This window comes from Pseudomonas sp. F-14 TE3482, assembly GCF_053629455.1.
This window is the reverse complement of sequence record NZ_JBRJII010000001.1, coordinates 5,771,869-5,784,952: the sequence shown is the minus strand read 5'-3', so window position 1 is coordinate 5,784,952 and position 13,084 is coordinate 5,771,869. Positions and strand designations below refer to the sequence as shown.

Below are 13,084 nucleotides of genomic sequence, written 5' to 3'. Positions count from 1 at the left end.
ATGTCCTTTACCCAGAAACACCTCGACGCTATCGAGCGCGCCATCGCACGCGGCGAAAAGATCGTGCGCTACAGCGACCGAACGGTCGAGTACCGCACGGTCGACGAACTCCTGCGGGCCCGTGAAGAAATCAGCCGATCACTCATCAGTGCCGCCGCTCCGCGTTCGCGGGTCGTGCGGCTCAGTCATGGAGGCAAGGGAATCTGATGTCTCGACAATTTCCGGCACTGTCTCGTAGCGGATTTTTGCTGCCATCGAACATCAAGGCCAGCTACGAAGGCGCCGGAGAGGGCCGTCGTTCGGCCAGTTGGGATGCCTCCGATAACGGCATCAACAGCATCAACACTCCGGCGCTGCGCAATTTGCGCGCCCGTTCGCGGGCAGTGGTGCGCAATGACCCGTACGCGGCCAACGCGATTAACAAGCGGGTCAGCAACCTGATAGGCACAGGCATCACGCCGCGCCCGAAGGTCAAGGACGAAGAACTGCGCAACCTGCTGCAGGAATTGTGGGATGACTGGGCCGACGAGTCGGATGCCGACGGCCTCTGCGACTTCTACGGGCAGCAGGCGCTGGTGGCTCGTACCGTCGAGATGGCAGGCGAGTGCTTTGTCCGGTTGCGTCCGCGTGGTCTCGACGAGGGTCTGGTCGTGCCACTGCAACTGCAAACCCTGGTACCGGAGTTTGTACCCCACGACAAATTCGAAACCACCCGTGATGGCAACATCATTCGCGCCGGGATCGAATTCAACCCGGCCGGCAAACGCGTGGCCTACTGGATGTACCGCTCGCACCCGCGTGACGCATCGTCGCTCAACAGCGGTTACAACCAGTTGGTGCGTGTGCCGGCCAGCCAGGTGCTGCACATCTTCGAACCGCTGGAGCCGGGCCAGCTACGCGGCGTTCCGCGCATGTCGCCGGTCCTCAAGCGGCTACGTAGCCTGGACAACTACGACGACGCAGTGCTGTTCCGGCAGGAGGTCTCCAACCTGTTCGCCGGCTTCATCAAGCGCCCATCGCCGGACATGGGCCAAGTACCTCGGGACCCGGTCACCGGCCAATTGATCACCACCGACCGCGACGGCTTCACGCCGATGGTCGCACTGGAGCCCGGCACCATGCAGGAGCTGGGCGCCGGTGAGGAGGTAGAGTTCTCCAAACCACCGGACGCTGGCAACAACTACCCGGACTTCATGCGTCAGCAACTGATGGCCGCAGCGGCCGGCACCGACACGCCTTACGAAATCCTCACCGGTGACATGAAAGGCATCAACGACCGAGCGTTGCGCGTGGTGCTGAACGAATTCCGGCGCCGCCTCGAACAGCTGCAATTCAACGTCTACATCCACCAGCTCTGCCGGCCGGTACGCGCCGCGTGGCTGGACATGGCGGTACTGGCCGGTGTGATCGAGCTGCCGGACTACGCCAAGCGCCGCCGCGAATTTCTGCGTACTCGCTGGGTGCCGCAAGGCTGGGCCTACATCCAGCCGGTGCAAGACGTGCAGGCGCGGATGCTGGAGGTCAACGCCGGGTTCGCCTCGCGCAGTGAGATGTGCCTGCGTACCGGCTATGACGCCGAAGCCGTCGACGCGGAGAACGCGGCCGACGCTCAACGTGCCCGCGATTTGGGCCTCAATTACCGAACGCTCGTCGAGGTCGATACCCACCCCGACGATCAGGAGAAACCATGAAACTGCATCCCCCTCTGCGGATCTTCAACAAGGTCGGCGATCAACTGCCCACCCAGAATCAACACTGGTACAGCCTCAGGGCCAGCGGCGAAGCCGAACAGCGCATCATTGAGGTCTACGTCTACGGCGAAATCGGCACCTGGGGCATCACCGCCAATCAGTTCGTGCGCGATCTGGCCGCGCTGGATGACGGCACTTCACCGATTGTCGTGGCGTTTAACAGCATCGGCGGCGACCTGTTCGACGGTCTGGCCATTCACAACGCCTTGTCGCGATTGGGCGAGCGCTGCACCGGCCGGGTCGATGCCCTGGCTGCCAGTGCCGCGAGCGTCGCGGTCTGCGGTGCACACCGGGTGGTGGTCGCGGAAAACGCCATGCTGATGATTCACAACCCGTGGACGTATGCCTCGGGCGATGCCGAGGATCTGCGCAAGGTGGCGACCGCGCTGGATCAGGCGCTGGAAGTCATCATCGCGGCCTACAAGGCCAAGGCACCGAATATCGACGAAGTCGAGCTGCGGCGCCTGGTCAATGCCGAGACGTGGCTGACAGCCCGCGAAGCGGTGGCCCTCGGGTTGGCCGACGAGGTCGGTGACGGCGTACAGATCAAGGCGTGTCTGGGACAGGGCACAGTGATGCAGAAATACCAGCACACGCCTCAGGCGCTGCTGGATCTGCTCAACGAACCCATGAAACCGACCGAGCCGGTGGTCAACAATCCTGAACCACCAGCGCCTGGTGCGGATGCGGCGGCGTTGGCTCTGCTGATCACCCAGTCCTGCAACCAGGGTGGAATGAGCAACCTGATCGAAACACTTCTGGCCACCACCAAACTGGTTGATGAGGCGACCGTCAAGGCCGCGATCACCCAGGCCAAGGCGATCCGCGATCTGTGTGTAGCCGCCCGCTTACCGGAGTTTGCGGTGGAGTTTGTGCAGGCCGGACTGGATACCGGCGCCGTGCGTGCGCGGCTCTTCGACAAGGTCGTAGGGAAAGGCGGGGGCTTCGAGATCGACAACAGCCTGCCGCAGAACGAAGACCAGGCTCCAAAAATTCAAGCCAAACAACCTGATCCGCCGTCGATCTGGGCGGCACGTCAGGCCGCTCAATCTCAAGCCTCTAAAGGAGCAAGACCATGACCATCAAACGCGAACCGATGCATGCAGGTGAGTTCCTGTTGTCCGAGGGGGCCGGCACCATCTCGCGAGAAACGATCAATGTTGCGGCCGGTCCGGCGCTGGAACCGGGTCAAATCCTCGGCCTGGTGACTGCGACCAGTGAATTCGCCCCGTACAACCCGACCGCCGAAGACGGCACGGAAAACGCCATCGCCATTCTCTACGGCCCACTCGGCGAATCGGACGTCGTTCGTCGTGGTCGCGCCGTGGTGCGGTTGGCCGAAGTCAGCGAAGCACACCTGACTGGCCTGGACCCGGCCGCTGAGAAAGCCCTCGCCACCCATTTCGTGATCGTCCGCTAAGTCGATCCTTCTTTTATATGCATCCCGCCGCGTGCGGGATTTTTCGTTTCTGGAGAGTACCCATGGCCGATATCGCCATTTTTGACGACGAAGCATTCAGCGTCGATTCGCTGACCGCTGCACTCAACGATCAGCCTTACTTGCCGGGGCGCATCAGCGCACTGGGTCTGTTTCGCGAGGAAGGCATCACCACGCTGACCGTGCAGATTGAAAAGGACGGTGACACTCTGGCGCTGGTGCCGGCTGGTGAGCGTGGCACGTCCGGCTTGGTGGTCGCAGGCAGCAAGCGCAACCTGATCCCATTCAACACCGTGCACCTGCCGGAGCGCTTCACCATCAAGGCCGACGAGATCCAGGGCATCCGAGCCTTCGGCACTCGCACTGAGCTGCAGGCGGTGCAGGACGTGGTCAATGCGCGCCTGGCCAAAGCGCGGCGCCAGTTGGACGCGACGCACGAGTTTCAGCGCATCGGTGCACTGAATGGCCAGATCCTCGACGCCGATGGCTCGACGGTCCTGCTGGACCTCTATGACCGCTTCGGTGTGCAACGTCAGAAGCTATCTATGGGGTTGGCAGATTCGAGCACCGAACTGCGGGTTAAGTGCGGTGAAGCCCTGGACATGCAGGAAGACGCACTCGGCAGCGTAACCAGCACCGGGGCCCGGGCTTTCTGCGGCAAAAACTTCTGGAACAAGCTGATCGTTCACAAGTCGGTCAAGGAGACCTACCTCAACAGTCAGCAGGCAGCGGCCCTGCGCGGTGATGCTCGTGAAAGCTTCGAGTTCGGCGGCATCATCTGGGAGCGCTACCGTGGCAAGGTGGCCGGGGTGTCGTTCGTGCACGACGACAAGGCGCTGCTGATCCCGGAAGGCGTACCGGATCTTTACATCTCGGTGTTTGCGCCGGCTGACTACATGGAAACGGTCAACACCCAGGGCATTCCGTACTACAGCATGATCGAGCCTTTGCCGTTCAAGAAAGGCATGGCCGGTGAAGCCCAGTCCAACCCGCTGCACCTGTGCACACGACCACGGGCGCAGATCCTGCTGGAACTCTGACCATGGCCTTCCGGGAGCTACTGGAAGACATCGACGATACGGTGTTCGAAACACTCGGTGACTCAGCCCGGATCGAGGGCTACGACGAACCAGTGCTCGGCATGTTTGCCGCACCGTGGATGCAACCCAAGATGGGCAGCATCAGAACGGCGTTGCGTGAGCCGAAATTCGAGATCCGTGTTCGTGATTCGCACGGCCTGAAAAAAGGGCTGCTGGTCAGCGTGGATCTGCCGGAACTGGACGGCGGCGGTGATTATGACCTGCTGCAGCTGGAGCCGGGCGGTGACGGACTGGTTGCCTTGATCCTGAGGAAGCGACCATGAGTGTCGGCAGCTACTTCAAACCCTCGGCCGGCGGCGGGATGATCTCCCTGCAGACCTCGGCGGCAGACCTGAAAGCCTTTCAGGATTTCGCCGCCCTGGTGCCCAAGGCCGCTGCTGCTGCACAGCGGCGAGCCATCAACAAAACTCTGCGCTGGCTCGCCACGCAAATTGCCCGCGCCGTTGGCCGACAGGAGCGCATTGCGGTCGCTGCTGTGCGGCAGCGTCTGCGAGCTTACCCGGTCAGCGGTGGAGCGAACAGCGGCAAACTGTGGTTTGGTCTCAACGCGATGGAGGCCAGTCGCATCGGTCGTCCTCGGCAGAGTCGCTCCGGTGTGTCGGTGGCCGGTCGACGCTTCCAAGGCGCGTTTTTCAAGAAGGTCTACGGCAACAGCGCAGACGTCTGGATCCGCACGGCCAGCAAGCATTTCGACGCCAATGACTACCCTGACAGCGAGGTCAGCGGGGCAGGTGGAGCCAGCTCGGGCTGGATCGCCGAACACGGCAGCCGCTTCCCGCTGGCGAAGGCCAAGGTCTCGTTGGAGCAGGCGCGGCCACACTTCGAAAGCTGGATCCGCAAGGCTGACGAACACCTGGTGCACGTCCTGCAGCAGGAACTCAACTTTGAAGTGCAAAAGCACCTGAAGGGGAAATGACATGACGGATCAAGTCGACGAGCCGTTCAGTCTTGAGCAGTTGTATCAAGCCATTGAACGGCGCATTCAGGATCAATTTCCGGGCGTACAGACGGTGGCCATGTGGCCGAATGACTTGGATCGCTTGCCGCTGCCGGCGGTGCTGATCGAGCTGGCCGAGATGGAACCGGGCCTCGATCCAGCAACTGGCGAGACGGGGCTGGCCTGCAAGTTCGAGGCGCGGGTGATCACCGACCCCATTCAGCCCGATCATCATCAACAGGCGGTGTTTTTGGTGGGCCACCTCGCTGCGCTTTTGCGCATGCAGTGTTGGGGGGTCGAGGTCGAGCCGGCCGAGTTCGTGCAGGCCATGCCCGACTGGACCAAGCCGGAACTGGACGGTTACACGGTTTGGGTTGTGGAATGGACGCAGCAGATCTACCTCGGTGAATCCGAATGGCCATGGCCAGATCAGCCACCGGGCACCCTGGTGCTGAACATGGAGCCAGGCGACGGGCCGTTCCGTCCGGAGGACGTGCCATGAGTTCCGGTTATGTCGCCGCTCAACACGACCGTATGCTGGCGGGCCTGGTCAAGGATTGCTACGTGGTCGCGGTCGATCTTGCCGCATCCCCACCGGTGTGCCGCGTTTCGGATGGTGAATGGGTTAGCGGTTGGGTGCGCTGGCACAGCGTCGCCGCCGGCAAGGCGCGCCACTGGCGGGCGCCGAGCCTGAACGAGCAGGGCACCCTGATCAGTGCCAGCGGCGAGGTAGCACAGGGCACGTTCATCCCCGGCTTGTACGGCAACGGCGGACCACCACCCGACAATCGCGATCACGTCGAAGTCTGGCGTTTCGAGGACGGCGGATCCCTGGTGTACGACTGGCAGGCCAAGAGCTACAGCATCACCTTGCCGACCGGCACGGTCACCATCAAGGTCGGGGCAACCCTAGCCGAGGTGACCGACAGCACCGTCACGGTGAAGACGGCCACGATCAGTCTAGAGGCAGCGGTGAACATCAAAGGCCCGGTCAACATCGACGGCACGTTGCACGCTACGCAGAACATCACTAGCGCCGGCGCGATCCTGGACACCGCCGGCAACAGCAATCATCACTCACACTAAGAGGTAACAAGATTGGCGAAGCGTATGACTTCGGTCGACTTTGAGCTTTCCTGGGATCTCTGCCCGGACAAGTTCCTACTGATTGGGAAAAACCCGTTCTCAAAAAAACCGTACTGCTCCAAGAAGATCGCACGTTCAGTTTTGGTGGATGGCATGGCCATTACCAGGGCTGCTCATTCCGCTTGGCTCTGTCCTCGCGATATTCGTCGGATGAAATCTCTGGTTGCTTCGTTATCAGAGCAGATTCTGGTTCGGGTGGGTTATCCCAAGCGTGGCAGCGGTGAGTAGCGATGTTTGATGCATCGGGTAACTGTGTAAGTGACTCTGTTCAACTTTTCATGCCCGCCGAGTGCGGGCTTTTTCATGGCTGGATAATTCATGAGCAAACCAAAAAATGATGCAGAAGTGCCGGACCAGCATGAGGCGCTGTCAGTGCCTGGGTTGGTGCCACTGACTCAGGGTTTTCCTGGTAACGCGTCTGCTCGGGTCGTGACGTTCCGCGACACCCTCTACACCTCGCGCACCGTCATCCTCTCGGATGGCCGCACGCTGGCTGTGGTGAAGAACAAGGTCTCGGTCGACATCTCCGATGAGGTGGCGCTGACCTGCCTCAAAAACCACGCTGAGTTTGAACCCCTCAAGGAGTAATCCCGATGATCGGAATGGATCGCCACACCGGGCAGCCCATCTCCGGCATCGAGCATCTTCGGCAGTCGGTTGCGGACATCCTCAGCACGCCGCTGCTGAGCCGCCGCGAACGGCCGGAGTACGGCAGCAAGCTACGGCGCATGGTCGACCTGCCCATCAACGAAGGCTGGAAGAGCGCGGCGCAAGCGGAGGCCGTGCGGGCACTGAACCGATGGGAGCCGCGACTCAAACTTGAGCGTGTCGTGGTCGTTTCCGTCCTGGGCGGCCAAATCAATTTCAAGATCAGCGGCGAGTACCTCGGTGAACGCGGCACGTTGGAGGTGTGGGTATGAGTACCCTGGTAGATCTGTCGGAGCTGCCGGCGCCGGACGTGCTGGAGCCGCTGGACTTCGAGGATACGTACAGCGAAGCACTGGGCGTGTTTCGTGGGCACATGGGCCAGAACTGGACGGCCTCGCTGGAAAGCGACCCGGTCACCAAGCTGCTCGAGGTCGGCAGCTATATCAAGCTGGGCAACCGGGCACGGGTCAACGACGCGGCCAAAGCCCAGATGCTGGCCTACGCCATCAACGGCGATCTCGATCAGTTGGCGGCCAACGTCAATCTCAAACGTCTGGTGATTCAGCCGGCGGATCCGCTGGCGGTGCCGCCGATCGCGGCGATCCTGGAATCGCACGACGCACTGCGTGAGCGGGTGCAGTTGGCCTACGAAGGGCTGACAACAGCCGGCCCGCGCAACAGCTACATCCTTCACGCGCGCAACGCATCGGCGCTGGTCGCTGACGCCACGGCGGAAAGCCCGGCGCCGGCCTGCGTTGACGTCACGGTGCTGGGATTGGAAGGCGACGGCACGGCAAGCCCGGAGCTGTTGGCACTGGTCGCGGCGGCTGTGAACGATGACGACGTACGCCCGGTTGGCGACCGCGTCACCGTACGCGGTGCCGAGATCCTGCGTTATCGCGTCGACGCCGTGCTGCACATGAAGGGCAGCGGCCCGGAGAACGACGCGGCGCTCACGGAGGCGATCCGTCGCTTGGAGGCCTGGATCAATCCACGTCGCCGGTTGGGCGTCGAGGTGGCTCGGTCCGGTGTCGATGCGCAGTTGCATGTCGCCGGTGTCGGCCGGGTGGAACTGACGGATTGGCAGGATCTGAAGCCGACCAAGGCGCAGGCGGCGTTCTGCACCGGATACAGCGTCGTGCTGGGAGGTTGAAATGCGCAGTCTTTTACCACTCAACAGCACGCCACTGGAGCGTGCCATCGAGGCGACGTTCGCTGAGCAGACCCTGATCCCGCTGCGCACGTTGTATAACCCCGGCACCTGTCCGGTTCACCTGCTGCCACACCTGGCCTGGGCCTGGTCGGTGGACCGCTGGGATCCCAACTGGTCAGAGCCGGTTAAGCGTGCCGCGATCAAGGCCTCGTTCTACATCCATGCGCACAAGGGCACCATCGGCGCGCTGCGCCGGGTGGTCGAGCCGCTGGGTTACCTGATCGAAATCGTCGAGTGGTTCAACACGGTGCCGGAGGGCGTGCCGGGCACCTTCGCGCTGAAGGTCGGCGTCCTCGACACCGGGATCACCGAGGACATGTATCAGGAGCTGGAGCGCCTGATCGACGACGCCAAGCCCGTCTCCCGTCATTTGACGGGGTTGGCGATCAGCCTCGAAACCCAAGGCCATTTGAACATCAGCGTCGCGCTGTACGAAGGCGACGAAATCGACGTTTACCCACCGGTGCTGCGTGATATCGAGGTCACCGGCCGATTCGGCGTGGTGGGACGCGAACACTCCATAGACACTCTGGACGTTTACCATGATTGATGCGAATTCGCAGTTTTTCGCCATCCTCACGAACGTGGGCGAGGCGAAGCAGGCGAACGCCGATGCACTCGGCATACCCTGGAAGATCACCGAAATGGGCGTGGGCGATGCCAATGGCACCGACCCGGTGCCGGATCGCCTGCAAACCAAGCTGATCAATGAGTGGCGACGTCGGCCGCTGAATCAGCTCAAGATTGATCCGATCAACCCGGCGGTGCTGATCGCCGAGCAGATTATCCCGGCCGATGAGGGCGGTAAGTGGATTCGCGAAATCGGCCTGTACGACGCGGACGGCGATCTGGTGGCGGTGGCCAACTGTGCGCCGAGCTTCAAGCCGATCCTGTCGCAGGGCTCGGGCCGCACGCAAATCGTGCGGATGAACTTCATCGTCACCAGCACCGGCAACATCACGCTCAAGATCGATCCGGCGATTGTGCTGGCCTCGCGGGCCTACGTCGACGCGGCCATTCTGGAAGTGCTGCCGAAGAACAAGGCCCCCGGCGAATGGACTCGGGTCAAGACCAACGATCGGGGGATTGTGGTGTCGGGTGATAACCCGAGCACGCTGGCCGGGATGGGCATTACGGACAGCTACACCAAGGCTCAAGTCGAGGCGATGATTGCGCAGGCCTCGGCGTTGCCGGTGGGGGCCACGGTGGCGTTTCCACTAGACAAGGTCGCTCCCGGGTTTCTGGAGCTGGACGGCAGCGTCAAGAGCATTGCGGCCTATCCGGATCTGGCGACGTTCCTCGGCACAGCCTTTAACAAGGGCGATGAGGGTGCCGGCAACTTCCGCCTGCCAGAATCGCGCGGCGAGTTCCTGCGTGGTTGGGATCATGGGCGCGGAGTAGATGCTGGGCGTGAAATCGGCACTTATCAGGCGGACATGCTGAAGGCGCATAACCATCGATTTTTTGACGGCACTGGCGCAACTTTGGATCCCGCTGGCGGAAGTGCTTCCGCTGTGGTGAATGGTGTTCAGCAACCTATTTCGGCTGGCGCATTTATTTCAAACGTCAACGGTGGCGATTCCATGCAAATGGTTAACGTCGTGAACACTGTTAATACCGGTGGTATTGAGACGCGTGGCCGCAACTTGGCGGTGATGTGGTGCATTAAGGCCTGGAACGCGCCCATCAATCAGGGAAACATCGATATCGCCGCGCTCGCGGCTTTGTCGACGCAAGCCACGGAAATAAAACTGGGAACGGCCAAGATTGCGACGCAGGCATTGACCGATGCCGGCGCCGATGACGCCACGATCGTGACACCAAAAAAGCTGCGCTGGGGTTTCCAGATCCTCAAGGGATCCAATGGCTACATCATTCTCCCGACCTGGTTGGGCGGCCTGATTATTCAATGGGCAACAATCGCTACAGCGGCTAATGGGCTCGCAACAATAACCCACCCTATTGCATTCCCTGCTGCAAAGCTGAAAGTCATAGTCTCAGTGGCCGGCACTTCTGGCACTTATGCCGCTACATGGGATGACGTCCTTGATAATGCTGGGTCCCGTCTTACAGAAACTAAAGTTAGAGCAACTTTGTCTGGTGCTGTTTCGACGGCAAACGTGCAAGCACTTATTATTGGGTATTAATTAGGGGGAGCTTATGTTCGCTTCAAAATCAACCCGAGGTTTTTACGATGCGTCGATTCACGCCTTAATGCCGGATGACGTGGTTGAAATCTCTGTTGAAACGCACGCTGAGCTGCTGGCTGGGAAATCGGAAGGCAGGGTTATCACTTGGGGTGATGATGGCTTCCCAGTGCTGGTGGATCCGCCACCGCCCAGTGATGAAGAACTGGCGGCTGTAGAGCGAGTTTGGCGGGATCAGTGCCTATCTGAAACGGATGGTGTCGTGACGCGCCATCGCGACGAATTGGAGGAGAGTGTTGAACCTACATTGACTCCCGCGCAGTACGCGGATCTTCAGGCGTACCGCCGCGCCCTTCGCAACTGGCCGGAAGCGGGAGAGTTTCCGTTGATTGAACACCGGCCGACGACGCCTCTTTGGCTGGCTGGTCAGTTCCAATAAACGCCCCGCACTGACGGGGCGTTTTCTTTTCCGCTGCACATCACAACAAACCACGAAGCCTCGCTGATGCGGGGCCTTGTCGTTTATGGAGATAGAACCTTATGAGTTTCTTTCACGGCGTCACGACCACCTCAATCGATACCGGCGCACGCACCATCTCGTTGCCGTCGTCCTCGATCATTGGACTGTGTGACACCTTTACCCCGGGCATTATCGGTGGCGGCACGGCCAAGGCCGGCGAGCTGAAACTGATCACCACTGAACGCGAAGCCATCGCGGCCTTCGGCGCCGGTGCGGCGATCACCAAGGCCTGCCAGGCGATCTACACCAAGGCCAAGGCGGTGATCGTGGCCATCGGCGTGGCCAAGCTGGAAGACGCCGCACTGCAGACCTCGGCGATCATCGGCGGGGTGTTGGCCTCGGGTCAGCGTACTGGGCTGCAGGCGTTGCTCGATGGCAAAAGCCTGTTCAACGCCCAGCCGCGGCTGCTGATCGCGCCGGGGCATTCCGCCACGCAGGCGGTGGCCACGGCCATGGACAGCCTGGCGCAGAAGCTGCGAGCCATCGGCATCATCGACGGCCCTTGCACCACCGACGAGGCCGCCATGGCCTACGCCGACAACTTCGGCAGTCGCAACCTGTTCATGGTCGACCCGGGCGTGCAGTTCTGGGACACCGGCACCAGTGCCACGGTCGATGCGCCCGGCTCGGCCTGGACGGCCGGCCTGTTCGCCTGGACCGATGCGACTTATGGGTTTTGGGCCTCGCCATCGAACAAGGAGTTCGTCGGCATCACCGGTACCACCCGCGCCGTCGAGTACCTGGACGGCGACGAAACCTGCCGGGCCAACCTGCTCAACAACGCCAAGATCACCACGATCATTCGCGACGACGGCTACCGCCTGTGGGGCAACCGCACGCTGTCTAGCGATCCGAAGTGGGCCTTTGTCACCCGGGTGCGCACGCTGTTCATCCTCATGGATGCGGTGCAGGCGGGTCACAAATGGGCGGTCGACCGTTCGATCACCAAGACCTACGTCAAGGACGTCACCGACGGTCTGGAGGCGTTCATGCGTGACCTGAAGAATCAGGGCGCGGTGATCAACTTTGAGGTGTACGCCGACCATGAGTTGAACACGGCCAGCCAGATCGAGCAGGGCAAGGTGTATTGGCGCATTCGCTTCACCGACGTGCCGCCGGCCGAGAACCCGAATTTCCTCTTTGAAGTCACCAATGAATGGATGACCGAAGTGCTTGAAGCCGCCTAAGGAGGCCCCCTGATGATTCCTGAAGTTCTGTCCAACTGCGCCGGGTTTATCGACGGCGTGAGTTTTGCCGGTGAGATGCCGAGTCTCACCCTGCCCAAGGTGGTGCTGAAAACCGAAACCTACCGGGGCGGCGGCATGGCCGGCGAGATCGAAATCCCGACCGGTGTGGAAAAACTCGAAGCCGGGTTCACCACCAACGGCGTGCGTCGCGAAGCCTTGAAGTGGTTCGGCCTCTCGGATCGAACCGCGTGCAACGCGGTGTTTCGCGCTTCCTTCAAGGGCCTCAAGGGCAAGGTCACCCCGGTCATTGTCACCATGCGCGGCGGCCTCAAAGAGGTCGACATGGGCGATTGGAAAGCCGGCGAAAAGGCCGAGAGCAAACACAACATGGCGCTGACCTACTACAAGCTCGAAGTCGATGGTCGGTTGATTTACGAGATCGACATGGTCGGCATGGTGCTGGTGATCGACGGCGTTGACGTACTGGCAGATGAACGTTCGGCCTTGGGCCTTTAAGGAAATACGCAATGAAACAAGACATTCAAGCGACCACTGAAACGTCCCTGCCCAAATGGCTGCAACTCTCCGACGACGGCTTCCGCATCAGCCTCAAGTACCCGACCGAACTGTCCGGCGTGCTGGTTGACACTCTGTCGATGCGCGCGCCTTGCGTACGTGATGTGCGGGCGGCACAGGCGGCGTCCAACGGGGATGCCGAGCAGCGCGAAATGTCGCTGTTTGCCTCGCTGACCCAGACCCCTGAAGCGGATCTGATGGGGCTGAAGATGGTCGATTACCTGCGCCTGCAGGCCGGCTATTTTCGCTTGGTCACGGACGAGTAAATGCGACGGAACCACGTTGAAGATCCTGGCCAAACGTATGGCCAGGGAGACCGGGTTCTCGGCAGCTGAGATCACGGCCATGCCCTTCAACGAACTGGTGTGGTGGCTTTCCGATTGAGCCACCGCTTAACCCTCCCCGCACATAAGGCCCGCAC

19 protein-coding genes are annotated in these 13,084 nt (G+C 61.3%); all 19 read left to right on the top strand.

Annotated elements, in window-relative coordinates; translation table 11 throughout:
- The 19 genes from AB7M26_RS26140 to AB7M26_RS26050 all read left to right on the top strand — a co-directional run bounded on the left by AB7M26_RS26140 (position 1) and on the right by AB7M26_RS26050 (position 12,929).
- Positions 1-207 carry a phage head-tail joining protein gene (locus AB7M26_RS26140; RefSeq protein ID WP_429386797.1) on the top strand — a complete coding sequence of 69 codons (207 nt, stop codon included), beginning with the start codon at positions 1-3 and terminating at the stop codon, positions 205-207.
- A complete protein-coding gene (locus tag AB7M26_RS26135; protein ID WP_429386796.1) occupies positions 207-1,691 on the top strand; it encodes a phage portal protein in 1,485 nt (494 codons plus the stop codon). Before AB7M26_RS26140 ends, AB7M26_RS26135 begins: the two co-directional genes overlap by 1 nt.
- The gene (locus AB7M26_RS26130) at positions 1,688-2,830 is read left to right on the top strand and encodes a head maturation protease, ClpP-related (protein WP_429386794.1); all 1,143 of its coding nucleotides are present in this window, start codon (positions 1,688-1,690) and stop codon (positions 2,828-2,830) included. The genes AB7M26_RS26135 and AB7M26_RS26130 overlap by 4 nt, the downstream gene beginning before the upstream one ends.
- On the top strand, positions 2,827-3,171 hold the full coding sequence (locus tag AB7M26_RS26125) for a head decoration protein (RefSeq protein WP_429386792.1): 345 nt from the start codon (positions 2,827-2,829) through the stop codon (positions 3,169-3,171). The genes AB7M26_RS26130 and AB7M26_RS26125 overlap by 4 nt, the downstream gene beginning before the upstream one ends.
- Positions 3,172-3,233: 62 nt before the next feature.
- The gene (locus AB7M26_RS26120) at positions 3,234-4,229 is read left to right on the top strand and encodes a major capsid protein (protein ID WP_429386789.1); all 996 of its coding nucleotides are present in this window, start codon (positions 3,234-3,236) and stop codon (positions 4,227-4,229) included.
- Positions 4,230-4,231: 2 nt separating this feature from the next.
- Positions 4,232-4,552, top strand: coding sequence for a head-tail joining protein (locus tag AB7M26_RS26115; protein ID WP_429386787.1), 321 nt, complete (start codon positions 4,232-4,234; stop codon positions 4,550-4,552).
- Positions 4,549-5,205, top strand: a complete 657-nt coding sequence (locus AB7M26_RS26110; RefSeq protein ID WP_429386786.1) for a hypothetical protein — start codon at positions 4,549-4,551, stop codon at positions 5,203-5,205. Before AB7M26_RS26115 ends, AB7M26_RS26110 begins: the two co-directional genes overlap by 4 nt.
- Before the next feature lies 1 nt (position 5,206).
- Positions 5,207-5,728 carry a hypothetical protein gene (locus AB7M26_RS26105; protein WP_429386784.1) on the top strand — a complete coding sequence of 174 codons (522 nt, stop codon included), beginning with the start codon at positions 5,207-5,209 and terminating at the stop codon, positions 5,726-5,728.
- Complete coding sequence (locus tag AB7M26_RS26100; RefSeq protein WP_429386782.1) at positions 5,725-6,312, top strand: phage baseplate assembly protein V; 588 nt, start codon at positions 5,725-5,727, stop codon at positions 6,310-6,312. The genes AB7M26_RS26105 and AB7M26_RS26100 overlap by 4 nt, the downstream gene beginning before the upstream one ends.
- 24 nt (positions 6,313-6,336) lie before the next feature.
- Positions 6,337-6,600 carry a hypothetical protein gene (locus AB7M26_RS26095; RefSeq protein WP_429386780.1) on the top strand — a complete coding sequence of 88 codons (264 nt, stop codon included), beginning with the start codon at positions 6,337-6,339 and terminating at the stop codon, positions 6,598-6,600.
- 90 nt (positions 6,601-6,690) lie between these two features.
- Complete coding sequence (locus tag AB7M26_RS26090) at positions 6,691-6,960, top strand: hypothetical protein (RefSeq protein WP_429386778.1); 270 nt, start codon at positions 6,691-6,693, stop codon at positions 6,958-6,960.
- 5 nt (positions 6,961-6,965) lie between these two features.
- A complete protein-coding gene (locus AB7M26_RS26085) occupies positions 6,966-7,292 on the top strand; it encodes a GPW/gp25 family protein (protein ID WP_429386776.1) in 327 nt (108 codons plus the stop codon).
- Positions 7,289-8,173 (top strand): baseplate assembly protein, encoded by an 885-nt coding sequence (locus AB7M26_RS26080; protein WP_429386773.1) that lies wholly within the window; start codon positions 7,289-7,291, stop codon positions 8,171-8,173. The genes AB7M26_RS26085 and AB7M26_RS26080 overlap by 4 nt, the downstream gene beginning before the upstream one ends.
- A 1-nt stretch (position 8,174) precedes the next feature.
- Positions 8,175-8,783, top strand: a complete 609-nt coding sequence (locus tag AB7M26_RS26075) for a phage tail protein I (protein ID WP_429386770.1) — start codon at positions 8,175-8,177, stop codon at positions 8,781-8,783.
- Positions 8,776-10,380, top strand: a complete 1,605-nt coding sequence (locus AB7M26_RS26070) for a phage tail protein (RefSeq protein WP_429386767.1) — start codon at positions 8,776-8,778, stop codon at positions 10,378-10,380. Before AB7M26_RS26075 ends, AB7M26_RS26070 begins: the two co-directional genes overlap by 8 nt.
- Before the next feature lie 13 nt (positions 10,381-10,393).
- Positions 10,394-10,819 carry a phage tail assembly chaperone gene (locus AB7M26_RS26065; RefSeq protein ID WP_429386764.1) on the top strand — a complete coding sequence of 142 codons (426 nt, stop codon included), beginning with the start codon at positions 10,394-10,396 and terminating at the stop codon, positions 10,817-10,819.
- A gap of 101 nt (positions 10,820-10,920) precedes the next feature.
- A complete protein-coding gene (locus AB7M26_RS26060) occupies positions 10,921-12,087 on the top strand; it encodes a phage tail sheath subtilisin-like domain-containing protein (protein ID WP_429386761.1) in 1,167 nt (388 codons plus the stop codon).
- A gap of 12 nt (positions 12,088-12,099) precedes the next feature.
- On the top strand, positions 12,100-12,603 hold the full coding sequence (locus tag AB7M26_RS26055; RefSeq protein ID WP_429386758.1) for a phage major tail tube protein: 504 nt from the start codon (positions 12,100-12,102) through the stop codon (positions 12,601-12,603).
- Between the two features lie 11 nt (positions 12,604-12,614).
- Positions 12,615-12,929 carry a phage tail assembly protein gene (locus AB7M26_RS26050; protein ID WP_429386756.1) on the top strand — a complete coding sequence of 105 codons (315 nt, stop codon included), beginning with the start codon at positions 12,615-12,617 and terminating at the stop codon, positions 12,927-12,929.
- The last annotated feature ends 155 nt before the right edge of the window (positions 12,930-13,084 follow it).